The organism is Candidatus Hamiltonella defensa 5AT (Acyrthosiphon pisum), assembly GCF_000021705.1.
GTDB lineage: Bacteria > Pseudomonadota > Gammaproteobacteria > Enterobacterales > Enterobacteriaceae > Hamiltonella > Hamiltonella defendens.
In genome coordinates, this window is sequence record NC_012751.1 from 1062355 (window position 1) to 1086642 (window position 24288).

Sequence of the window (24288 nt, forward strand, 5' to 3'; positions counted from 1 at the left end):
AAAAGTCAATCATTTTCTTCTCTAATATCATCATTTTTAATGATATACTCTTCCTTCAATAAAGCCGGAAGGTATTTTATTCATTTTGATCATCAACAGGGAGAATGTAGTAAATGTATCTCATCATCAACTGGGAAGAGTTTTTACAACACCACTGGCAGAAACAGCCTGTCTTTTTAAAAAAAGCGATATCTGATTTTATCAATCCGGTTTCGCCTGAAGAGCTGGAAAAACTGGTCATAGAAAAAGCCCTCGAGAGCCAACTCATTCAAAGGCGTCACGGAAAATGTCAATTAGTGCATCAATCTTTTAATGGGTATGCCTCATTAGGTCAACGAAACTGGTCACTACGGGTGGAAGCGATTCATCATTGGCACAGAGCCGCTGAAGAATTCCTGTCTCTTTTTCGTGTTTTCCCCGATTGGGTCAAAGAAGCGCTGACAGTGTTTTTTTCAGTCCCCGGTGGTGGGATTTCCCCTCAAGACTAAACCGTCTGACGTGTTGGTGATACAAGGCGGTGCTGCCCGTTTTTAAATGCAGTTTTTCAAGGGCTATCGTAAACTCTCCCTGATGACCACAATGCTTACGCGCTATTTCATAAAGTCGCCTGTCTATTGCTTTTCTGATACGGAAATAGTCGGGACTGATTTTCAGCATTTTCTTTTTATGCAATGCCTGATAAAGCGAATCAGGTAACGTTATCTCAATCATACCAATATCAAGATTACCTTTCTTTTCATCAAGAATTCGCCAACTATCAATAAGACCAAAGCCAATACTTTCCTGCTTTTCTTCTGAATAAAAAACATTGGTCTTAATTGTTGTTCCCTTTAACCTATCTAAAGCCCTTTCTAATTCTTGATAAGTTCTACCACTAATTGTTCTATTCGTGGTTACAAAAAAATCATAAGGCGTAAAACAAATTGTTCTACTTATTTCTTGATGATTATTAATCGCTTCCTGTAGTTTTGATATACTATAAATCCAGACATCTTTATCAAAAACAGTGGCTAATCCATCAGCCGTAGCCTTAACAATAACGGTTACATTCCCATTTTTGTATTTTCTAACCTTGGTATCTCCGCCTTTCAAGGCAAAAAAAGGGGGTTCCATGCTTGCCATCTCATCCCTGAAACTCGAAAGCTCGACCTCATCAGCAATAAAAAATTCTAACTCATGTTTACGGGGACGTAACGTTCTCAATTTGCTTACTCTCTGATTAATTGTATGATCTGCCATAGCCTCAATCCTATCTAGTGTCTAGGGTTGTTGGTCAGAGCTGGTCAGGTGTTAGCAGCACTTGATTGGCTCGTTTCTGTGATTTAAAAACCTAAATACTGTGATTTAAAAACCAACATTTCGTAAAAATTATTATATTTCATATACGAGGTCTGAGGCTCAGTGGAACGAAAACTCACGTTAAGCAATTTTTTCTTCCTCTGACGTTGCTTTTAATGGCCTCAGATGCCCTCTGGTCACCCGTTCTGCCAGCGTGAAGGAATAATGGCCGCGCATATTTGATATGTCCGTGGCAAAGCGCGGTGAGAGGAGTGCGATATCTTCATCATTCAGGGTTTCACCGTGTGCCCTGAGATGATCCAGTGCAGCCTGAATATAAATAGTGTTCCATAATACGACGGCGTTAGTAACAAGCCCCAGTGCTCCCAGTTGATCTTCCTGACCGTCGGTATATCGCTTTCTTATCTCACCTTTCTGTCCGTGGCAGATAGCTCTGGCAACGGCATGGCGGCTTTCTCCCCGGTTAAGTTGGGTCAGAATGCGCCTGCGGTAATCTTCATCATCAATATAATTAAGCAGATACAACGTTTTGTTAATGCGTCCCACTTCAATGATTGCCTGAGTCAGTCCGGAGGGGCGTTCACTTTTCAGTAATGAACGGACCAGCACGGAAGCCTGTAATTTGCCCAGCTTCAGGGAGCCTGCAGCCCGCATCATTTCGTCCCACTGAAGGACTATTTTTCGGGGATCTGATTGCCCTCTGGCAATATCATTCAGCACAGCATAATCGGCGTCATTGTCCAGGCGCCAGAAAACCGAAGCACCGGCATCAGCCAGACACGGGGAAAACGGGTATCGGAGCAGCCAGAAAAGGCCAAAGACAAGATCGCTGGCCCCAGCGCGGGGTATCGGTCATAATTTCGCTGGGATTCAGCCCTGTCTCCTGTTCCAGAAGGCCTTCCAGCACAAAGATAGAGTCCCTCATTGTCCCTGGTATAACGATGCCATGAAAACCGGAATACTGATCGGACATAAATTTGTACCAGGTGATCCCTCTGTTATGGCTAAAGTATTTACGGTTGGGGTCCGGCATTGATTGTTCTGACCGGCGTAACAAAGCGCATTCCGTCTGCAGACGCCACTTCACCGCCACCACAGACCCGGGCCAGTGGCAGTGTTGCCTGAAAATCAACCAGTCTGGCATTCGCACTGGTGATAGTTTCAGCCCGCAGGTAGTTTGCTTTTATCCAGTTCAGCCTGTGTCCGGTCAGAGCTGGAACATTTGACCTTATTAGGGGTTCCAGGCCGATATTGCACGCCTCTCACCGCTTTGCCACGGACATATCAATATGCTCGGCCATTATTCCTTCACGCTGGCAGAACGGGTGATCAGAGGGCATCTGAGGCCATTAAAAGCAACGTCAGAGGAAGAAAAAATTGCTTAACGTGAGTTTTCGTTCCACTGAGCCTCAGACCCCAAGAAGTAGATCGCGCTCAAATTCAGCAACCGCTGAAATCACCTGCATCGTCATTTTTCCAGCGAGGCTCGTTAAATCAACGCCTCCCAACGCCAGGCAATGTACCCGAATGTCTGATGCGGCTAGTTGCTCCACCGTTTTCCTGATATCCATCGCGTTACGTCCAAGACGATCCAGTTTTGTGACAATCAGTACATCGCCATTTTCCATGCGATCAAGCAACCGGGTGAAACCGGGTCGTTCACTGGCAGTAACTGAGCCGCTGATATGTTCTTTTATCAGTCTCTGAGGTCTGACGTTAAAACCAGCGACTTCGATTTCCCGGCGCTGATTTTCGGTGGTTTGTTCCAGAGTGGAGACCCGGCAGTAGGCAAAAACTCGTGACATAATGAAATCTTCTGTACGAAAAAGACCCATATTAAGTTAAAATCCAAAATTTATGGACTCAATAAATGGCCAAAACCCACGGAATTGGGTAGCAAGACGCCATTCCAGTCTATGCAGGAATGGTACAAACTCAAACCTGAACTCTTCAAAAGCACACCATACTACCTTACGGGATGTGACATTTTTACTATGTCACTAAAAAGCATTTTGGAGAGAGGGAGGAATATATTTATTATAAATTTACATAAAAAATTATATTTATAAACTTTATTTTACGTTTATTTGAATTGGAATTTGTAAAATATTTTGAATTAAAAAATCTTAAAATTTAAAAATAAATTCAATAAAATAAAATAAATTATTTTAAATTAAATTTAATAGACACAAATTAAATTTAAAAATCTGGGCTATTTCACTAAGGCCTGTTAGCTATAACAAAAAAATTTTTATTTAAAATAAACTATCAATTATTAAATTTTTTAAATTAAATAACTTTATACATAAATAAAAAATTAATACAAAGACTAATGATTGGACGTGAAAAATCGCTTCTTCACTTACAAATAGCAAAGAATATAAGTAAATTTTTTAAAAAATTTATAGAACAAAAGGTTACTAATAAAGATCTTTTATTAAAATAACAATCAAAACAAATCTCTTTTTCAAAACCAAACATGTAATACATTGAATTGAATTTAAATATACAAAAAGTAGTATTTAGTAAAAATAAAATTTAAATTAATCAAAAATCGATTTAAATAGAATTTAAAATTAATAAAAAATTAAATTTTTATCAATCAAATAGTGCCGTCTATTTTAACAGAATCACAAGAAATTTTGAATATATTATATTATATTATATTAAATAAAGGGAAATTAAATGGGAATTAAAAATTTTCTAAATCCTTCTACATATATAAAAAAAAACTCAACTTCAAATTTGAAGTTTTTTCAAACAATCAAAAAATGTCATAAGCAAAGTAATATTCAAAATTTGAGACGTGCGATAAATATCAATACTAATTCGTTATCAAAAAATGAAAAAAGTATAGGTGCTGATAACAATTTGTATTTTAAAAAGCTTAAAAAGCTCTGTGAGAAAAAAGGCGTAGGCGTTTTACCAGAGCATCTCATTAAATTGCAAACTTTAGCTCAACAGAAAAATTGTATTATTGGCATTCGCCCTGTTGATCTGATGGCAACAGATCTGATAAGAGATGGTTATCCGACTAAGGGATTTAAGATCAAAGGCAAAAGTGCGAATTGGGGCCCCCAAACAGCTTTTATCTGTGTCAATCAAGAATTAAGTAAGCTGGCAGATCAGCCAGAGAAAGTGAGTAAATTTAATAAGGAGGTACAAAATTGTCTGTCTGGAGGATATGCCCAGAAAGTACAGTTAAAGATAACAAAAAATCGGCTTGAGTTGCTTAAACAAAAAAATATTGTCTTCGATATAAAATATGAATCTAATGGCTTAGTTAAATTAAAGGCCAAAACTTCGAATAATAAGGTGCATAAATTTGTTCTGGATCCTTCTGATAAAGAGCCCGGAGTATATGAGGTCAAGTATAAAGGCAAACCGATTGAAGTACTCGCTCCAATAGGAGACAATAAAAAACCACTGACAGCTGATTATGATCTTTTTATGATTGCTCCTTCAGTAACGGATTTTGGTTTTCAGGATATTTTACCGGTTAAAGACGTCTCACATAGTATTTTTAGAAAAAGAGTCAAGCAATACATCAAAGACCTTTCAGAGCCTCTTAAAGAGCTGTATTCAGATCCTGATACATTTTATGCACCCGAAGACGAAGAGATTGGTAATGCCTCCTTACGTATCCGTGACATGATCAGTGATATTAATCAGCACCTGGTTGGTAACGGTGAAAAGGTTGTTCACCATAACAGCGACACAGGTAGCCCTGCGACTGATATGAAAGCAAACTTCCCTGCTGCTTTTGTTCTGCCTGAGACTCTAGGAAAGTTTGATAAAATCTGCGTAATAAAAGACGTTGATGAATTAAAAAATCTCGTACAGCACGCAAAAGATGCAGGATATTATGTGCCGTCAAACCCACTTTGGGAAAAAGATATTACAAGCATCCGTTCTTCATCTTTTAAAGCTGCAAAAAAGGTCTTAATAGGTCATTGCGCGAAGATAATTAAACCCAAATTAGGGTTGAAAGCAGATTGACTACTTTAAGCATTTTTCATCAGTTAAATACGGCCACTCTGTCAACCTGAACACTTTTTTTACGCCGGGTTTGTCTCGTTACTTGAATGTTAGAACCAATCTCACATCCAAACAGGAACGCAGGGCCAAAAAACTGACGGGCGTCTATTCATCACATAACGAAAAAAGATTCATCTCTTCTCAATGACTCCCAGTTAATATTTTCAGATCATCTGAAAAAAACAGGATCTAAAAAAGCGAAATCCTTCAGTCAAAAATCTGATTAATTTAATAAAAACATTTATTCAGCGCCTCTGTAATGATGGCGCTGACATTCTTTGGTTCAATTCCTAAACGTTTGTTAAATAAGGCTTTATCTTCAATTTCTCGCAATAGACTCTGAGGAAGTGATATGGTAGTTCTCGCCATCTCATTTTCAGATCCCTGTCCTTTTTTTTCTTCTCCATAAGGTCTATCTGCAAGCCTATTAGCTAATAAATCCGCCTCTTCTCAGGTGACTTCATTACGTTGTTTAGGTTTTTTCAGCATGATTTAAAAACCTCCTCAAGCAAACTCAATACTTCATATTTGGCATTCTCGTTAGAAGACTCTAATACAGATTTTCCTTCTTTCATTACATCCCTATAAACTTTACGATAATGTGCCACAGAATTTAGAGGAACAAGCTCTTTGAATTTTTTTACAAAATCAAGAAATTCAGCCCGTTCTTTTTCACGTAAAACAGGATTATTGGTCGCCATGCTTTGATAACAATAGGCTTTAATTTCTGGGTTTAAATCACGAATACTTTGCAATTGTTGCTGTAATTCTATTAATGTATCTAAATCAAGTTGGGAACATTGATGAGGCGCAATGATTTGATGAGCCACTGTACTCCCCGTGATAAGCTCTCGACTATTTCTTCCTCCAGCAACATCGACGATGACATGCAAATCTCTTCTCCACGCAATGCTAATCCAACGGCGATATTTATTGCAGTTGTTTTTTTAGCGGCGCTACCTTTATTACAACCTAAAATAGTTATCAATCTAAATCCTTATACTTAATACTTATTAATTAAGTATTAAGTATGAAATAATAAGTATGAACTAATACAATTTTAGAGTGAAAAAAATATCATTGCACAGACATTGCTAATAAAGAGGCAAGTCTATAGAGGCCGCGTCAGGTAGCGCCGGACGATTGCGTGGGTGGATGTCTATCTTCTATCGAAGCCACAAGATGAATGTTCCTAACGCGAGCTCACTTCAGGTATCACCGTCCAGAACTACGCCCACTTTCGATGAGTCTCTGGCCCAGGGGACGACGGTGCCCCTTCAGTGAGAGGAAAAGACGCCATGGCCTATCTCAGTCTCTCAATATGATCGCCTGTTAATTGATACCCCGCCACCTGTAGGGTGTCTACTTTCAGATCACGGGCCATGTCAGGATTGTAATAATCTCTTATCGTCACACTGTCACCAGAAAAGGGACCATCAACCCCAATTTTTAAATCAGGACCCTCTTTTTGAAGCCATATCTTCTCTCGAGTGATCTCTTTTGAGTCCGTCAAATCCAGAATGTCATGGCCTCCCTCCTCAATCAGGGTATCGTGCCCGTCACCCAGAGCAAATCGGTAAACATCATCCCCCTGCCCCCCTCAGATCATCGTTGCCCGTACCGCCTTGCAAGATATCTTCTCCCGCACCGCCTGACACGATATAATGACTGCCGAACAGTTTATCATTCCCCTCCTGCCTTATGTCGCATAGTTATCTACAGATCATGTAGGGTTAAGAACCGCCATCGCGAAATGAGCAAGTTCTTCAGGGGTCTATTCTGCTAATAAAGTCAAGGTATTGAGTAAGATGGATAGTCCTGCGAGCAGAGCTGGAGCGCTTTCTATTCGTCCTCGTTTTTGTTGTCGTCCGGATAATCGACAAATTAACTGACGGGCGGCTACATTGTCGTCGTCTTCAGAGCGTTGTCGTCTCCATACCAGTACACATGCCATACTGGCTATCAATAACCTGCGTAGCACAGCTCCAGCACTAAGCTGACGCCATTTTTCTACGTCATGTCCAGCCCCTTTGAGCAGCTTCAAAAAGGAGTCGATACTCCAGCGCCAGTAATACCAGCGAGCGACTTCTGCGCTGATGCTCTCGCGGCTTACGTTTGTGAGCAGCGTCCAGCGTCCGATAAAATTACCGTCAGTATCGGTAAGGCGAACCGCAACCAGTCTGAGCGTCAGAGCTACGCCTGGCTGTACTTTCACTCGCCGGCCCGTGTTCTTGTCTTTCCGCTTCGGTTTTGAGGCGGGCATCAATCCCGCCAATAGGTAAGTTCAGATCATGCTACAACCTAATAGCAGATATCCATAAAGATGTGTAGATACCTATGCCTTGGGGTAGGCGATGAAGGGCAACACGATAGGCTTTCCAGGTAAGGGATGAGCCAGAACTGTTCTGGCTTAATGAATTCAGACAGTAAATTAATCCCGAAAGCGTTACTGAACAAAGGAAGTACAAGAAAATGTCTCAGCCAACATTTAAACCAGAATTGAAACGCGAAGTAGCCCATCTGGTTATCGAACAAAATTACCCGTTTCGTCAAGGCAGTGAAGCCATGGGTGTGAGTATCAGCGCCCTCCGTGATGGGGTGAAGCGGGCAATGAGCGAAAAAAGAGGACAAACTATTTCCCAGGGTAAAACAATGACAGCAGACCAACAACGGATTCAAGAGCTGGAAGCCAGACTCCGCAAGGTTGAACGGGAGAAAGATATCCTCAAAAAGGCTTCAGCTCTCTTAATGTCAGACTTTTACAATCGATAAGCCTCATTAATGACTGAAGTGAGGATTACCCTAAAACAGAATGATGTGATGTCTTTGGCATCAATCGAAGTACTGACTATTATCAATGTCATCGGCAGAAAAAAGGCACCCCTGAACGTGAACGCCTGAAAATACGGCTGATGGAATGACACAGAAATAGCCGGGGCGCGGCAGGGTCCCGCACGTTATCGGCCGCGCTGAAGCAGGAAGGAGAGCATGATGCGTGAGGCAGGCATTGAAAGCAAGCCACGCCAGCCTCGTTATCAACCCAGTGGTAAAAAAGCCGTTTATGCTCCTGAACACTTGAATCGTGAGTTTACCGTCAAGGCACCCAATCAGGTGGGGTGTGGCGATGTTACTGACATTTGGTCCGGTACTTGCTGGCTTTATCTCTCGGTTGTACTCGACTTATATGCAAGAAAAATCCTGGGGGGGGCTTTTTCCACTTCTCCCCACAGTCAACTGACTCAACAGGCACTCATGTTAGCTTGCGAATCACGGGGAAGACCGAAAAATGTCCTCTTTCATTCAGACCAGGGGAGTCATTATAGTCGCTTATCGTATCGACCACATCTGTGGCAGTATCAGATAAAACAGCCGGGGAAACTGTTGGGATAATGCCCCCATGGCGCGTTTTTTTGGCTGTTTAAAGTCAGAATGGCGCCCAAAGTAGGGCTACAACACTGTTCAACAAGCACAAACTCATGTACTGCCTTGCCTCACTCATGATGACAATCGAGTCAGGCCGCACAGTGTGAATGATCACCAAACACCATTGATGAAAGCATTTAAACTTTCAGTGGTGTAAAACTTCTTGAGTTTTCTCCGAAATTATTTGACCAGAACACCGCTACGTTAATCACAACGCCATGCGAGCGGTCTCCAGAGAGAAAGAGGGCCACCCCTTCCGCGCCGGCATGCGCTGTGGAGGTGAAGCCATAAGGCTACAGGTATTCCATCCCTGCTTTGGTTTCCCCTGCCATCAAGGAGACATCCACTCGCTGGCAAGCCGCGGTGCTGTTGACACTTTGAGCGACCACTCGAGACCACAGGCGGAATAATCCCCGCTGGAATGTTGATAGGGCGTTTTTCATTCAAAAAAATCCTCTTCTATTTTTTGTTCCTTCAGGGGGGGATACAGTCCGCTTCGGGGGCCACGCGGAGTTCACACAGGGTTCCACCCTCATTCTGTGTATACACGACTTCTCCAATCACCCGCTCTCGATGGTGAAACCCAAGAACCGGATCAAATACCATGACTCGCTGGTTTGGCTGCCATAAACTCCCATCCCCCTGTCGCCAGCCTTGAACTCTGTAGGTGGTCTCTTCGTTTCTCGCCGCTCGTTGTCTGACCTCAAATTCACCCCATTCCCGGCAACTGTCACCCGTCGCATTCCCCGATTGTTGAAGGTGATACGGGCGATAACGTGTGATTTGGCTGTCTTTCGCTTTGTCTCTCAGCGCTTTTAAGGTGGCTTCGCCAAAATCGGCATCGTCACCACTGCGTTGTCCCGCCACCTGATACTCTGAAAAACGGTCACGAAGACTGCGCTCGCTGTCACAGGTCAAGATATTCTCTCCATAAACCAGCGCCGTGGTCGCCCTATCCGTTCCCACCTTCCCTATCAACAAATTGCCTTCGGCATCATCCCAGGCCAGCGTCTGCTGGAGCCCCAGGGCTTTGTTCAAGATTTCATGCCCCGTTTCCCCGTAATCCGCCTGGAGGGATTGATGTATTGATGGATGAATGGAAGGGGCACTTTCCACTTGAGGGAATTAGCCATAATGTGATTAATCGTTATTTGCGAGAAAACCGAGTGACGGGGAGTAGCGTATCGAACAATGTGCGGGGAGAGTTTGTTTTTTCGACAGAGGGGTATATATCGTCTTTGACGATTATGAATGCGATGATCTTGATACCAACCTGCGGGAATGCCGTCTAAATAACCGGCGATTGTTTTTTAGTCTACAAGATAACACTGTATGTTGTGATTGGTCAGGCTCAATTTTTCTTAATGCGACAGAACCTGTTCTCTTAAAACCACTTAATGCGACCGACACACCGTTTTTACCCATCATTTTCGCAGCATAAATAAGATAATAATAGTGATTATTAATTATAAAAAATTATTATTAAGTAATATAAGCGTGTTATTTAATAATATAGATTATAAAATCCTGTTTTTCGTTATTATTAATAAAAATATAAAAATATAAAAATATAAAAATATAAATTTTAAACCAGGGGAAAAAATGCCTAATATTAACAACAGAAAAAAAACAGATAATTTATTTATAGATAAATCCACTATAAGTATATATCAAAATGACAGTATTTTAAATCCTGTAATATTGAAGAATTATTTAATTAATTCCGCGCTTGCATTATTTGCTGTTAAAAAAGTACGTAAGTCAGTGACCAAGTATCATGGCAAAGTTAATTTTGCATTTTCTCAAGTTCAAACAGATTTTTTTAAAGAAATTATTAAGCATAAACAGACCAGTGCGGGTATATGTGATGCTTTAACCAGTTACTGGATAGCATTACATGCTCAAGGTAAAAATTTATTTAAAGAAATCATCACTGGTGATGAAAATAAATTAAATAAAAATAAAATTTTTGAAATTAAAAAATTACAAGTTGATTTTAATAATTATGAAGAATCTTTTCTAGCTCACAAAAATTGGTTAAATTCTCAAGGACTGGATTATAAAAAATTTTATAAAGATGATGGGTATTTTAAAAATAAAGGAACCAAAAACAAGTATCAAAGATCTGAAAATACTGATGAAGCAATTAAAAATTTAGCCGAATCTATTGTAAGTACACGTGCGACGTGAAAGTTGCACCACAGAAGTCCCTTGAAAAAGGGTAAGGTTGATCCGAAACCTTATTGCCACTTACTCGGTGCAAGAGGAGTAATTCTCTTGTGCTAAGCGAGAATGAAAGCCTAACTAAAGTATTAAGCTGAATAAGAAATAGGGGCAAGGCAAAACTGAAATGGGTTGAATAAAGTGAATCTCCGTTATTAAAATGTCGTAAGCAAGTAAAACACGAAATCAGATGTGACGTGTTATGGGGAAGTTTAACGACAGTTAGAAACGGGTAAAGAAGAGTGTTCGTTCTTTACGACGGATCCCGTTCCCCGGCATAGAGGAGGCAGCCCACTCAATGTATCTTCATGGTGTGAAACACGGTAACCCCATTAATCTTTTAGTGTTGATGTAAATACTAAGAGACAGTGGGCATAAGACGTTCCAAAAAGCGAAGGCAATCAGCCGAAAGGCAACTGGAAATCATAACAGGATTGATAGAGGTAATTACTTTACTCTGAAAAGAGGCTGACGTGGAACGGGTGACTTACCCATATAATCCTTTACCAAGGTTATGAATTGATTTAGAAGAGTTAGATGCCTATGGCAAACGTAATAAATCAAAACTATGAACAACAACTGGAATGGCATGCTATTAACTGGCGTGTTGTGACAGCCATGATTAATAATCTAAGGCAAAGAATATATAGGGCTTCAGCAACAGGTGACTTAAAGAAAGTCAGAAATCTGCAAAAACTCATGATGAAATCAAGAGCTAACCATCTTCTGGCTATCAGGAAAGTCACTCAGGTCAATCGGGGAAAACACACGGCTGGAGTAGATAATCAGGTAATTAATGACCATAAAGGACGAGAACATCTTTATAAGTTATTAAGCCAAACAACTTCAGAAAAGGTTTATCCAGTAAAACGAGTTTACATAGCAAAAAAGAATGGAAAAAAACGCCCTCTTGGGATCCCAACCATTCTCGACCGCTGTAGACAAGCGATAGTTAAATCGGCGCTGGAACCTTATTGGGAAGCAAAATTTGAACCAGTCAGCTACGGATTTAGACCGGGGCGAAGTGCCCATGACGCAATACAAAAAATTTTCTGTATTGCCAGAGCACGAGGGACACGGCACTGGGTACTAGATGCAGATATTAAAGGCGCATTTGACAACATTGACCATAATTTTCTCATAAAAAAAATCGGGGGATTCCCCGAAAGAAACATGATTAAACAATGGTTACAAGCCGGTGTGCTGGAACATGGCAACTATATACCCAATGTTGCAGGTACTCCGCAAGGCGGGATTATCAGTCCACTACTGGCCAATATTGCACTCCACGGAATGGAGACCTTACTGGGTATTCAATACTGGAAAAACGGCACGCCAAAACAAGGGCAACCTTATGCAGTAGTTCGTTATGCGGATGATTTTGTCGTATTCGGTAAATCCCGTGAAGAGTGCGAAACTGCCAAAATAAAGTTGCAAATTTGGTTAGCTCAGAGAGGGTTAGCTCTTTCTGAAGAAAAAACCAGTATCAAACACTTGAAGGAAGGATTCGACTTCCTGGGATTTAATATACGACATTATGACAATCGCCACAGAAAACGGGGATATATATTGTTAACGAAGCCCTCAAAGGAGTCGATGAAAAGGTACAAACAGCAAATGAGAATGACCTGGAAAGGTATTATCGGTATGCCGACACAAGAAGGAATAAGACAACTGAATGCCAAGATAATAGGATGGTGTAATTACTATCGTATTGGTGCTTCAAAAAGAACATTCAGTGCATTAGACCAATGGATGTGGATCCGCCAACGTAGATATTTGTATCGACGTCATCCCAATAAACACTGGTGGTGGCGAAGAAAACACTACTTAGGCAAGATACCAGGTAGAGAAGACTATTCAGTATTTATGGATAAATCAACCGGTGGATTTCTTTGGAAGCATGCATGGACAAAAATACAGCGTCATTGGCTAGTTCCAAAAAATGCTTCCCCCGACAATCCGGAATTGCGTGACTATTGGCGTAATAGGCAGGCACGTAAACAGCCTTTTATTTACGGTGTCAAAGTTAACCTCTATAAGCGACAGAAAGGTTATTGTCCTCTCTGTGATCAAGAGTTGGACAATGGTGAACAATTGCATGTTCATCATATTCAGCCTAAAGCTGAAGGGGGTGACAACAAGCTGGCTAATCTAAGATTGTTACATGCTAATTGCCACAGACAATTACATAGCAAAAAAGGAAAAATGTTGAAGTGAGTAAGTTGCGTGAGCCGTATGCGGGGTAACTCGCACGTACGGTTCTTGAGGGAGTGGGCACTTGCGGCCTGCTTACCTAATCAAGCCACAATAAAGATGGAGAATATAAAAAAATAGCTTTACACGGTAGCATGCTTGGACACAGTGTTTCTGCTTATATCAATAAAAATACCGTGATATATTTTGATCCTAACTTTGGAGAATTTGAATTTAATAAAAAAAATGATTTTATAGAATGGTTTGTTGATAAATATTGGAGCAAATCTTTATACAAAAATACATTAAATAAAAAATTTTTTGTAGATCACTTTGAAAAAATTAACACGGTTAAAGCAGAACCTTCTAAAAAGTTTTCTACTAATAATGTCAGAAAAACTCATACTGACCGAGTAGTGCATCATAACACTCTGGCGAGTACGACTACGACGGCCTCAGATACCCATCACGCGGTTAAAAATACCGATGTGGAGGATTGGGAAACACCCGAGGTGACAACAAAAACAGATGGGGGTAGCACCGACTACGATGGCCATCTGATTATTCAGATGGAAAACGATGCGATTGTTGCTAAGGCCGCCGCTGATTTAGCTGGAAAACACCATGATTCGGTGTTAGTGCAGCTCGATAGTGATGGTTACTATCATCTCATACATGGCGATACGACTCAGCTACGTGATAAAATGAACCTGCGTGTACAAGTGGTTGCTCATAGCCGAGAAGGTGGAGCCGCGGTGAATAACCTCACTTTTGCAGGCCAGACACATCCAGAATTAGCCACCACTTTAAACCGCTTTCTCGATGAATTTAAACATGATCACAATGTTGAGATCAAACCATCCCGTGTGGTTTTAGCCGGCTGCTCGTTAGCGGGGCCAAACAAACAAAATGATTTTGCCGACGGGCTGATCCGTGGATTGAACCTGGAAACTGTTTCAGTCACGGCCTACACAGACGAGCTGGGGGTGGCAGACAATGGCCATAGGTTTATCGTAGATAACCAGAGCAACGTGCATGATGCCCGTCAGGGGAAAATCATTTACCATAAAGATCAACAACAGGGAGTACGTGTTGAGATCAAGGCAGATGAGCCCACTAAATTAGACTGGATAATGCAACTGTTAAATCAATTAGCCGATGAAACCCAAACAGTGCCATCGCTCGGTATGGCTGAGCGCACTCTACTGCGTGAAGCTTTCCACTTATCTGATGGCCAGTTGGACATCCAGAGGGTACTGCTCACCGCGCATCACCCTGAGCGACGTCAAACATGGTATGAGGGTAACTGGGAACGATTGCAAAAACTGGTCACCCACAGCGAACAGGCCTCTTTAGGTATCCAGGAAAGGCAGTTCAGCCTGGAACAACCGCAAGCGCACCAACAGCAAAAACAGCGGGCACTGGCATTTTATGAAGCCATCAAAAACACACAAAAAGCGCATCCAGGGATAACCGTTGACATGAAGTTGATGTCACCCACCTATTTTCTCAGGCAAGGGATCGACACGCACAAAGATAGCCATGCCTGGTCCCTGGCGTTTCTGGACGCCAAACAGTCAGGAGAAAAATATGATATTTTTTCTTCCGGATTATCTGCCGATGCTTTACGGCGTCAGAAAATCATTGATGGCAGCGCCTCTGGCAGTGAAATCGCTTACGCCCACCACCTGGACAACCAGTTCAAAGAGCTAAAAAACCGAACCGAGATTGAGGTTAATAATAAAGCTATTTTTACTCCCTCTGTGCAGGATCTGTTTGATATGACGCCTACCCCAGGGGCGTATTTATTAAAGGGCGATCACCACTCTATCACATTGAATATTAAACAAAAAAAATCAGGAAGCCATACTTATTCACTGTATGATCCTCAGGTGGGGAATGTTGATTTGACCCCGACTTCGAGCGAAGGAGGCGACGCGCTATACCACCTGCTGGATCACTATTTACAGGGAAAAGACAAGGACGGGCGAACCCGCGCCCAGCAGTACGGCTTTGAAAAAATGGGTAATAAATATGCTTTTAACGCCTATCAGGTGAATATTGAACAAGCCAGAAAGCAAATACACCAACTCGAGACATTTCAAACCTCACTGGATCATCAACTGGCCACGGACAGACTGTCGTCTCATGTCACTCTCTTCGATGATGTCAGGTTGCCCTTTAAAACCCTGCTGGATATGGGGGTCACCTTTGAAGGCAGAGTCGTTACTGTCGGGCAGCAGATCAATCGCATTGATGCTGATTCGTTAAAAGAAGTCCGCTTTCGGCCTCAACAATTGTATGACTTTTTAACAAAAAATAATCTCGACCATCCCGACTTTGAACCCGCGCTGAGGCTAATCAAGAAAAGAATGGGCGCGATAGATGGCAATTCCTCGTCTTTAATAGCCCGTGAATTAACAGAAGATCAGAAGATTGCGAAAAAGACATTAACCTTGCTGGATAAAGTGAATCAACATACCGAACTTAACCCTGACGGAACGGTGACTATAAAAAATAAACTGATGCGCTCGCTACAGCCAAAAAATCTTATGCATCGCATTAATAAAGGCGCTAATTATGCTGGTCCGGGGATGTCTGTACTCGGTTATTATTTTGGATACAGGGCTATCGACTCTTATAACAACGCATTAAAGCAGGAGGGATTAACGCCAGAACAAAGGCAGGCGCTTGAATCTGAGCGAGATTTTGCCGTCATTTCTGTTGGCCTGAATGCAGGCGTTGATATTGGGCAATATGGCATGAGTAAAATGGCGTCTTTTACTATAAAAAACAATGCGATGAAATCTGTGGGTCAGATAGGGTCAAAAATGCGTTTGATCAAAGTGGGGGGAGTCGCGTTAAGTATGGTGGGTGTCGGTCTTGATGTCTACAGTGCCTATCAATCTTTCTCAAAACTTGATACTGAAACGGACCCTGATATTCGCCAGGATCTGATTGTCTCAGGAAGCCTGTCAGTGGCAGGGGCTGTCGTTGGCATCGGTGTGACTGGGGCTTTTATCGTTGGCGGCAGCGCCGCGGCTGCCGCAGGGCCATTAGGTCTTGTTATTGGTGGCGTATTACTGGCTGGGGGACAAATCTATTCGGCGGTACGTCAAGTTGAAGAGATAGAGAAACAGATTTATTTAAGTGTAGGCGACAAATGGGAGACGGGCTGGAGAGCATTTTGGATGTTGCCACCGTCAAAAGAAATACAGGACAGATTGGCTAACACTCAAAGCCAGCTTGAAATGTATCGTGAGATGTGCAATATATTTTTAGAAAACAATGCGATGAAAATGCTGACAGAACAAGGTCTCAAGACGGTTTATCGCTATGTTTATAGTCTGAAAGATTTTGATTTGAAACCGGAGAAGTATTCAAAATTATATGGATCATTGCCATTTGTAGGTCTAATTGAAATCAAAGAGGGTTCTATTTTAAATCCTGGTAAAATCAAGAAGGAAGACCTGGAAAAAAGCAAAAATGAGTTAAAAGAGAAATTAGAAAAGCATTATGGAAAGGATTGGGAAACAACTTATCACCGCTTCAAATTCATTGAAACCAATGAATACTATTACACCCCGATATTTAAGGAAGTAGACGATGTCTTTGACCCTGCTGATCCTGAATCTACAAAAAACGCCACGTCTCTGGATAATCTGGATAATGCCAAAGCGGATGGCAGCGTTATATTTAATCTCGGAGACGGCAATGACCAGGCCACCGGGTATAGAAGAAGGAGTAATACATTTTTCGGCGGAAAAGGGGCAAAAAAATACACAGGCAGATCTTTAAATGATCTGTTTTACTTAGGCAATAACACTCAAGATTCTAGCCGTGGCGACTTCATCGGGAGTGAGTTTGATGGTCAAGATGGCGAAGACACTCTGGTGATTCAAGGGACCCCAGTAGGGATTGAAGGTTACTTTGTTGACCTGAAAAACGGATATATTAGTTACCATGAAAACTGGGTGGATATCGGTTTGGTTGCCACAATGACCGGGATTGAACACGTTATAGGGCACGCGACACTGAATGACTCAATCACAGGTAACGCGGATGACAACCAGCTCAATGGTCAAGGGGGTGAAAGTTTGCTTTATGGTTTAGGGGGAAATGATACCTTAACCTTAGAGCAAGGTTCTGCTTACGGAGGGGAAGGAGAAGACAGCTACATCATCCTGCAAAATGACACCGGGAAAGATGCCTGTATAGACATCATAGACGGAGGAGCAAAAGGAGAAAGAAACCACGTCATATTGAAACACTGCGTGAAGCAAATACAGTCCATCACCCTGGTTAAAAAAGGCTCAACCCAAGCCCATTATTCCCTGCGTATCCTTCTGAATAACAATAATGGTACCCGCAACTGCATTTGGCAGACGGTTATCGGCTCTCTGAGGATGGCGCGCAACTCCAGTTATGTAGTCGCTATAGCTTAACCACCTATGACGGGGTGCAGCTTGATAAGACGAGCTGGCCTGAGACCATCAAAGTAGAGGGTAAAAATAAAGAAACCTGGTCACTTCCCGTGCTGTCGGCGCAATATGTGGCCTCTTTAGATCATACTCAAAAACAGGACTCAAACTCTGCTGTTATTTTTGATTTTTCAGAAAAGCAATCTCCCTTTTCTTTGCCTGTGCCAGACGCCCGCGTTGTCAAGATGAGCAGACTGATCGGGGATACGTCATTACATAACCGGATGTATGGTGATGAGGATAATAACCAGCTCATTTCTCCGAGGGGGCGCAGTGTACTCTATGGTATGGCAGGCAATGATATGCTCGTATTATCAAATGGCATGGCTGACGGGGGGGCAGGAGAAGACAGCATTACCGTTTTGCAAAATACTGGCGACCGAAAGGCCGAGATAAACATCATAGATACCGGCAGTGTCACTGCAGAAAACAATCACGTTGTACTGCATGCAACACGATGTAACACAAATTCAATCCATTGTATTGATAAAAAAAGCTCAGGCTTGGGTAAACCCAAAATGGGAAAAAATAGCCAATTACACCTTACGTATTCTGCTGACCAATGACAACGGAACCACCACCCAAGTTGATTTAGAAGACACTTATAGGCTCTCCAGGGATGGCACACAACTACAATCCCATAATCGTTATAGCCTAACCACCCGTGATGGCATACAAATTAATATGACGAGTTGGCCAGACACCTTAAAGGTAGCCGATAAACACAGAGATCAAAATTTAGATACCTGGCAACTTCCGTTGCTTTCTGGGCAATATTTCCCTGTCTACGATCTTAAAAGAAGCGCCTTTCTTGGCAGCCCGGCCGCAGAAAACGGTGTGATTGAATTCATACAGAAAAATCCTGAAGGATACAGTGAAATCAACGTGGGGGAGCAAAAAACGGTCCTACCGAAATGGATAACATTGAGCTTAGGAGATACTGGGTATAACGATAAAATAGAAGGTGATGACACCGATAACGTATTATCCAGCACGCTGGGTAATGACCTCCTAAAAGGCGGCGCGGGCTCTGATGGCTATCAGATTCACCATACACCTCAGATCAAAAAAACCATCACCATTGACAATGAGGACAAGACAGCCCGCCCGGATACAGATTTTATTATTCTGAAGTCTGTTTCTATGGATCAATTGAATACACTTACTGTCAAAGATGACCATGATCTGGTGTTAAGTGCGGCGACCCCAAAAATGGATGTGGGTATCCTTGAACTGCGCCTTCGTCGTTTTATGAAGGATAAACGTTATCAACATATCATCATCATCGATAAAGTAGGCGATAGCTATCTTTTAGAGAAAGGAGAGGACGGCAAGGCGCATATTTATACGGCTTACTTTGATAAGCCCAGTCGTGAATTCAAAAAGGGTAAACAACAAGATAACCTGGAAAAACAGGCCACTTCTGGCAATGACGTGGTGAGATTATCTAATGCGGCGGTATTGCCTGATAATACTTTTCGTTCCCTGGAGGGTCATGATAGCGTGATTGATGAGAGTGACCTTGATCTCAAGGTCTATGCTGGAACAGGTAATGATAATGTGCTTGTGGGTAGAGATCGAACGGATAAGGCCAGAAAAGGAAACAAAACATTCTATGGCGAAGCCGGTGATGATTTTCTTGCCGGTGGAGCCGGCAGTGATCATCTCTATGGTGGCATCGGCAACGATACCCTTCAAGGTAACACAGGCAATGACCGACTCGAAGGAGGCGAGGGAGATGATACTTACCTGTACACAGTGGGTCATGGCAATGACACTATCAAAGAAATCGGAGGCAATGATGTCCTGGTGTTACTCGGCGTGACTGAACAGGATGTTCAACTAGAAAGACAAAATGACCATCTTTACCTATTCATTGCTGCACGTGAAGGCAGAGAGGCGGGTGAAATCAAGGTCGAGGACTACTTTGCTTCAGAGAAGTATCGACTGGAAAAATTACAGATAGGAAGTAAAGAGTATCATATGAGTGAACTGCTCAAACGCGGTGCTCTCTTTAATCCAGGTAATAGACAAACCCTCATCGACTTGCTGGATCAAGATGGGCGCTCGGTGAGTGGGTTAACTCAGGCAATGAATGCATTCCATGAGCCGCCCGTCGTGAATACCGTTTTGGGGCCGCAGGACATGGGTTTATTTGGGCCGGGGGTGTTCGGTTACTCATCCAGTAAGCTGTCTTTATAAATAATTTCAGTCGGTTCTATGGATTCTGCTATCGGATAATGCCAGCATTTGAAGGCGTTTCTCGTCAGAGACAGGGAGGAGCGCCAGTGGATAAAAAGAATTCAGCACTATCATACTTCGCCTGCAAGCAGTTAATTCAACAGAACCGTCTGTATACACTCCGGTTTCTGTGGTCTTGTGCCTTGAATTCACAACCTTCTCTGCGGTTTGGAAAGAAGTCTGTTATTTTTTCCAGGTTTCGAATACCTGGGTAAGAAGTTCTTGCGACAGAACTTGGATTCTACAAAGCGGATTAAAAACGATCAATCTTTGTAGTTTCATCAATGGACAGCTTCCCTATGCGGGGGTACGCTTGACTGATACCTTTACCAATTCCCACCATCAGTGATATCTCATAGTGATCGGGTTTGTTAATAATACGACTCACTGCATCAAAATCGAAACCATCCATTGGGCAGGAGTCATACCCTTTCGCTTTGGCTGCTAACATGAGTGTTTGGGCAAAAATGCCATTGCTACGCATAATTTCGTCACGCTGTACCTGCGGTTTATTACGATAATATTTGTCAATTGCTGGAAATATGAAATTTCGAACGGGCTCATCTGCTTCACCCAAAATATTTTTCACCTTTGATTCCCAACTGGATAAGTCACCACACAAGACAACCAGCATAGAAGCATCGGTAACTTGCGGTTGATCCCATGCAACTTTTCTGATAGCAACTCGTTGAGCAGGATCTTCTATCAATAATGGCCGCCAGTGTTGTAAATTAAAGGCACTTGGAGCATTTTGCAGAGCAATGTTCAAAAGGGACTTTTTTTCTTCCAGAGTCATCACATATTTAGAATCAAAATTTTTAATGGCACGGCGTTGAATAATGGCGTCGAGAGTATTCATAACATTCCTGTATTTAAAATACGAATTGATTTTGCATCATATAGCTAAGCTACTTTATTTAAATTACATTCTTAACTGTAATTTTTTTAAGGGATTTATTAACTTTAGATAAATCACTCTAAAGTTATAGGTTATTGAACCGTTTCTTTCAAATTCTTTTGCCGCTTTAAAACTTGGTGCGTTCACAGAAGTAATTTTTCTACATGTCGACGTCAAGTATCTGCCCAAAATCGGGCGTTGTTCGGTTATCCAAAGAGTAGATGGTCATTGGTCAAAGCCGAAATAATCCGTACTGGTAGTGCCTGGGTGTACCGTCAAGTACGCCAAAACACCTGAGCTGTTCAGGCTGGAAGCAGAGGCAAAAGCCGACAAGAGAGGCCTTTGGGCGTTACCTGAATCGAAAAGAACTCTCCCTTCCTTGGGAGTTGTCCAGGAAGCGCTAACCACACCGTAGCTTTGCGGGTGCCAAATAGTAACGAAGAAACAAAGCAGGTATGAAAATGAGAGAATCAAAAGAACAAGCAATATAAAAATTTGTTGCCGGTATAGATAACAGAAATCCAAGGGTAGAAAACGCGATAAGCAATGATCTCAATCAGGGTAAAATCCCTTTTCTGGTCGGACGGCCCGGCACAGGAAAAAACGCTCCTTGCAACAAGAGCCTTGGGTTTACCTTTTGATTCGGGCAGCAATTGGATCATGTGCTGGCGCTGGCTGTTAGTCATCATTATATATTGTTCAAATTCATTTGAACTAAGGGGACGACATGAAAAAAAACGAACTGATTACGAAAGTGGCAGTAGATGCAGAAATCAGCAAGGCCAAGGCCGAAGCTGAGGTTAATTCCTTGATCAACTCGGTGACAGAAGAGCTTAAAGCGGGTGGGGCAGTGGCGCTCACTGGATTTGGTACTTTTCAGGTCAAGGAACGCGCAGCGCGAACTGGGCGAACCCCCAAACTGGTGAGAACATCCAGATCGCGGCGGCCAAATTAATTGGATGTATAGCATTACGCTCCGGGGCGGAGTTTTTATATCAATGTCGGCATCTAATCATTCTGAGGATTTTTTTGAGAAAGGGCTTTTAATTCTTCATCTGTCAACCCGGTAGAATTTTAACCACTGAGTACTCTAAACGATTGACAACAAGTCGTTGAGCGAGTTGTCGAGTCGCTTCTTGATAACCTTCTTGTTTACCTTTTTGAAGGCCTTGCTGAATACCTTCTTGTCTTAATGCTTCAGCCATCGTCATCAGAGTCCCATCGTGTTTTTCTGACGGCCACAATTTCATTGAGTAACTCGCTCATATCCCGTCGGCGAATGTGTTGTTGAACCAGTTCTAATAACGCCATCCGGCGATGCTTCATAATTTCTCCATCGCTCAGTGTCGTCAAATCCGCCAGTCTGAAAGGTTGGGTATAAATACGCTCCGACAAGGCTTTATCTTCAAAACAATAATGGTATTAAATGAGTTTAGGGTGAATCAATCGGACAGAGACAAGGATTTTTGTCACGCATTGCTAATGCGCTCTGTAACGTGAAACGGCTATACTGTTCTACAGAATCAAATTATAATCCGTCCAATATTGAATCTATAATTGCCCAAAATGGGCGCCAGCAGAGGTTGGATAATAGATTGTTTCGGGGCAAAATAATTTGTACTAGCCGAATAAAACAAGAATGAACTTTCACATGTGAAAAATTTTGAGGTTAAGACTGGATGGAATAAGAGATTCAAAGTTACTTGGCTGACGACCGGCAATACCGATAGGACTGCCAGGGCGCTCAGTTGAGGTTTTGGCAAACCTCCTGAAGCATCATTGATAAAGCATCGTAGAGCTCAGCTTTTAGGCCAGACTCTTTATTTCAGAGCTTTGCAGGGGTTCACCACTGAATAGGAACACACTGACTCGCGCACTAATGTGGCGGTCTGCGTCGGTTACAGCCTGACTGGAGCAAAAGTGTGTCCAGGCATTCAGATAGTCTTGATAGGTATGGGTTGACGGTATGCAGCCAGTTACAATATCCTTGGGAGTGATTATCTCACCCTCAGCTTCATTCGATTTTAAGACCCCTGCCAAGCCTGTTTTGGGCGCCGAGAGCCGTGCGGGTCATGCCATGTTTTGTTGATTTCTTATATTGATTTGTCATCAACTAAAGCCCCTGCTGCTGCCATGATTAAAGCATGACTCAAAATGACACAGAGCTTTCACAAGATCCTGGTAAAAGGGAATATTATAAGACATAATGTCCGCAAAAATTCCCAGAGAGCAAGATATGACACATGCCCAGCCACCAGAACTCCTGAAACAGGCTCGCAGCAGGTTCACGCAACGCGAAATAGCAGAACATGCAGGCAAGGACACCAGGACCGCAAGGCGATGGGAAAAAGGCGAAACGCCTTGTCCGTCAATGCTCGAACCCGTGTTGCGCGACCTGTTGCAACAACCCGCCGCCCGCACAAAAAAAGTGAGCCCCCGCTTCCGCTTCATTGACCTGTTCGCCGGCATTGGCGGCATCCGTATGGGCTTCGATGCTCAGGGCGGTGAATGCGTTTTTACCAGCGAATGGAACAGGTTCTCAAAAAAGACCTACATTCAGAACTACGGCGCCCCTCATCCGTTTGTGGGTGACATCGTTCCATATCCGGCAGAGGACGTGCCGGACCATGATGTACTGCTCGCCGGCTTCCCCTGCCAGCCGTTCAGTATTGCGGGCGTCAGCAAAAAGAATTCGCTGGGCCGCCCACATGGTTTCGAATGCACCACGCAGGGAACCCTGTTCTTTGACGTGGCCCGTATCATCGCCACCAGACGCCCTTGGGCGTTCCTGCTGGAAAACGTCAAGAACCTGCTTTCACACAACAAGGGCCACACCTTCAACGTCATCCTGCAAACGCTCAGGGACGAGCTGGGCTATGATGTGCATTACAGGGTAATCGACGGGCAGCACTTCACACCGCAGCATCGCGAACGAATCATCATCGTCGGTTTCCGCGAAAAAACGGGCTTCTCATGGGATGACCTGAAACTACCGGAAGAAGGTCCGCGCCTTGCGTCAATTCTGCACAGGACGGATGGCACAGAGCCGGTGCTCCCCTGGGATGGAGAGCGCTTTTTCGATCACGACAGGCGGGCCCCGTGCCGCTCCGATACACGTTGACGCCCAACCTGTGGGCCTACCTTCAGGCCTATGCAGACAAGCACCGCGCCGCCGGCAATGGGTTCGGCTTTGGTATGGCCTATCCCGACAGTGTGACACGCACACTGTCAGCCCGGTATCACAAGGACGGGTCAGAAATCCTTGTATGGCACAGGGCAGGAACAAACGGCCGAGACGCCTGACGCCACGCGAATGCGCCCGCCTGATGGGCTTCCCTGACGCTTTCCAGATACCTGTCAGTGATACGCAGGCTTACCGTCAGTTCGGCAATAGCGTCGTCATGCCGGTCATGCAGGAAGTCGCCCGCATCATGACGCCTCACGTGCGGGCTCAGATGCATTGCCCCTGTTTTCCTGATGGTTGACGTA

20 protein-coding genes and 5 pseudogenes are annotated in these 24288 nt (G+C 43.1%); 11 read left to right on the plus strand and 14 right to left on the minus strand.

The window, feature by feature from the left end; translation table 11 throughout:
* The first annotated feature begins 113 nt into the window (after window positions 1-113).
* Window positions 114-488 carry a cupin domain-containing protein gene (locus tag HDEF_RS05240; protein WP_015873602.1) on the plus strand — a complete coding sequence of 125 codons (375 nt, stop codon included), beginning with the start codon at window positions 114-116 and terminating at the stop codon, window positions 486-488.
* Here HDEF_RS05240 and trfA read toward each other — a convergent pair.
* The 3 genes and pseudogenes from trfA to HDEF_RS05255 form a co-directional block, all read right to left on the minus strand.
* Window positions 427-1239 carry a replication initiator protein A gene (gene trfA / locus HDEF_RS05245; protein ID WP_015873603.1) on the minus strand — a complete coding sequence of 271 codons (813 nt, stop codon included), beginning with the start codon at window positions 1237-1239 and terminating at the stop codon, window positions 427-429. The two genes, HDEF_RS05240 and trfA, sit on opposite strands and share 62 nt — an antisense overlap.
* A gap of 180 nt (window positions 1240-1419) precedes the next feature.
* Window positions 1420-2561: pseudogene (locus HDEF_RS10950) on the minus strand (Tn3 family transposase); the annotation flags it as partial.
* A 156-nt stretch (window positions 2562-2717) separates the two neighbouring features.
* Window positions 2718-3104 (minus strand): annotated as a pseudogene (locus HDEF_RS05255) (recombinase family protein); the annotation flags it as partial.
* 880 nt (window positions 3105-3984) lie between these two features.
* On the opposite strand from HDEF_RS05255, the gene HDEF_RS05260 reads away from it, so the two are divergent.
* A complete protein-coding gene (locus HDEF_RS05260) occupies window positions 3985-5298 on the plus strand; it encodes an anthrax toxin-like adenylyl cyclase domain-containing protein (protein ID WP_015873608.1) in 1314 nt (437 codons plus the stop codon).
* Between the two features lie 521 nt (window positions 5299-5819).
* Here the strand turns inward: HDEF_RS05260 and HDEF_RS05270 are convergent.
* The 4 genes from HDEF_RS05270 to HDEF_RS05280 form a co-directional block, all read right to left on the minus strand.
* Window positions 5820-6230: a P-loop NTPase family protein gene (locus HDEF_RS05270; protein WP_015873609.1), complete on the minus strand. Its 411-nt coding sequence runs from the start codon at window positions 6228-6230 to the stop codon at window positions 5820-5822.
* Between the two features lie 410 nt (window positions 6231-6640).
* Window positions 6641-6850 (minus strand): hypothetical protein, encoded by a 210-nt coding sequence (locus HDEF_RS05275; RefSeq protein ID WP_044612309.1) that lies wholly within the window; start codon window positions 6848-6850, stop codon window positions 6641-6643.
* Between the two features lie 70 nt (window positions 6851-6920).
* Window positions 6921-6995 (minus strand): hypothetical protein, encoded by a 75-nt coding sequence (locus HDEF_RS13780; protein WP_407078899.1) that lies wholly within the window; start codon window positions 6993-6995, stop codon window positions 6921-6923.
* Window positions 6996-7111: 116 nt separating this feature from the next.
* Entirely contained in the window at window positions 7112-7600 is a 489-nt protein-coding gene (locus HDEF_RS05280) for a transposase (RefSeq protein WP_193432913.1), read from the minus strand.
* 209 nt (window positions 7601-7809) lie between these two features.
* On the opposite strand from HDEF_RS05280, the gene HDEF_RS05285 reads away from it, so the two are divergent.
* Window positions 7810-8109 carry an IS3 family transposase gene (locus HDEF_RS05285; protein WP_015873611.1) on the plus strand — a complete coding sequence of 100 codons (300 nt, stop codon included), beginning with the start codon at window positions 7810-7812 and terminating at the stop codon, window positions 8107-8109.
* A gap of 216 nt (window positions 8110-8325) precedes the next feature.
* The gene (locus HDEF_RS05290) at window positions 8326-8727 is read left to right on the plus strand and encodes an IS3 family transposase (protein WP_015873612.1); all 402 of its coding nucleotides are present in this window, start codon (window positions 8326-8328) and stop codon (window positions 8725-8727) included.
* Window positions 8728-8957: 230 nt separating this feature from the next.
* Here HDEF_RS05290 and HDEF_RS13785 read toward each other — a convergent pair.
* Window positions 8958-9203 (minus strand): annotated as a pseudogene (locus tag HDEF_RS13785) (phage baseplate assembly protein domain-containing protein); the annotation flags it as partial.
* Between the two features lie 31 nt (window positions 9204-9234).
* Complete coding sequence (locus HDEF_RS05300; RefSeq protein WP_015873614.1) at window positions 9235-9876, minus strand: phage baseplate assembly protein; 642 nt, start codon at window positions 9874-9876, stop codon at window positions 9235-9237.
* A gap of 486 nt (window positions 9877-10362) precedes the next feature.
* Here HDEF_RS05300 and HDEF_RS05305 point away from each other — a divergent pair, with 486 nt between their 5' ends.
* The 5 genes from HDEF_RS05305 (at window position 10363) to HDEF_RS05325 (ending at window position 19862) form a co-directional block, all read left to right on the plus strand.
* Complete coding sequence (locus HDEF_RS05305; protein WP_015873615.1) at window positions 10363-10950, plus strand: YopT-type cysteine protease domain-containing protein; 588 nt, start codon at window positions 10363-10365, stop codon at window positions 10948-10950.
* 570 nt (window positions 10951-11520) lie between these two features.
* Window positions 11521-13203, plus strand: coding sequence for a group II intron reverse transcriptase/maturase (gene ltrA / locus HDEF_RS05310; protein WP_012738021.1), 1683 nt, complete (start codon window positions 11521-11523; stop codon window positions 13201-13203).
* Between the two features lie 131 nt (window positions 13204-13334).
* Window positions 13335-17624, plus strand: coding sequence for a C80 family cysteine peptidase (locus HDEF_RS05315; protein WP_015873616.1), 4290 nt, complete (start codon window positions 13335-13337; stop codon window positions 17622-17624).
* Entirely contained in the window at window positions 17558-18226 is a 669-nt protein-coding gene (locus HDEF_RS05320) for a hypothetical protein (protein WP_148207009.1), read from the plus strand. The genes HDEF_RS05315 and HDEF_RS05320 overlap by 67 nt, the downstream gene beginning before the upstream one ends.
* Window positions 18144-19862, plus strand: coding sequence for a calcium-binding protein (locus HDEF_RS05325; RefSeq protein WP_234809337.1), 1719 nt, complete (start codon window positions 18144-18146; stop codon window positions 19860-19862). Before HDEF_RS05320 ends, HDEF_RS05325 begins: the two co-directional genes overlap by 83 nt.
* Window positions 19863-19868: 6 nt before the next feature.
* On the opposite strand, the gene HDEF_RS13880 is transcribed toward HDEF_RS05325, so the two are convergent.
* The 3 genes from HDEF_RS13880 to HDEF_RS12080 all read right to left on the minus strand — a co-directional run bounded on the left by HDEF_RS13880 (window position 19869) and on the right by HDEF_RS12080 (window position 21488).
* Window positions 19869-20054: a hypothetical protein gene (locus HDEF_RS13880; RefSeq protein ID WP_158530927.1), complete on the minus strand. Its 186-nt coding sequence runs from the start codon at window positions 20052-20054 to the stop codon at window positions 19869-19871.
* Between the two features lie 100 nt (window positions 20055-20154).
* Window positions 20155-20760 (minus strand): nitroreductase family protein, encoded by a 606-nt coding sequence (locus tag HDEF_RS05330; RefSeq protein WP_015873619.1) that lies wholly within the window; start codon window positions 20758-20760, stop codon window positions 20155-20157.
* Window positions 20761-21269: 509 nt separating this feature from the next.
* Window positions 21270-21488, minus strand: a complete 219-nt coding sequence (locus HDEF_RS12080) for a hypothetical protein (RefSeq protein ID WP_148207011.1) — start codon at window positions 21486-21488, stop codon at window positions 21270-21272.
* 38 nt (window positions 21489-21526) lie between these two features.
* Here HDEF_RS12080 and HDEF_RS05335 point away from each other — a divergent pair.
* Window positions 21527-21846 (plus strand): annotated as a pseudogene (locus HDEF_RS05335) (HU family DNA-binding protein).
* An 11-nt stretch (window positions 21847-21857) separates the two neighbouring features.
* Here the strand turns inward: HDEF_RS05335 and HDEF_RS12510 are convergent.
* Both HDEF_RS12510 and HDEF_RS10955 read right to left on the minus strand, forming a co-directional pair.
* Complete coding sequence (locus HDEF_RS12510; protein WP_234809338.1) at window positions 21858-22010, minus strand: hypothetical protein; 153 nt, start codon at window positions 22008-22010, stop codon at window positions 21858-21860.
* Window positions 21997-22194 (minus strand): Rpn family recombination-promoting nuclease/putative transposase, encoded by a 198-nt coding sequence (locus HDEF_RS10955; protein ID WP_048901564.1) that lies wholly within the window; start codon window positions 22192-22194, stop codon window positions 21997-21999. Before HDEF_RS10955 ends, HDEF_RS12510 begins: the two co-directional genes overlap by 14 nt.
* Before the next feature lie 811 nt (window positions 22195-23005).
* On the opposite strand from HDEF_RS10955, the pseudogene dcm reads away from it, so the two are divergent.
* Window positions 23006-24284, plus strand: a pseudogene (gene dcm / locus HDEF_RS05345) (DNA (cytosine-5-)-methyltransferase).
* Window positions 24285-24288: the final 4 nt, after the last annotated feature.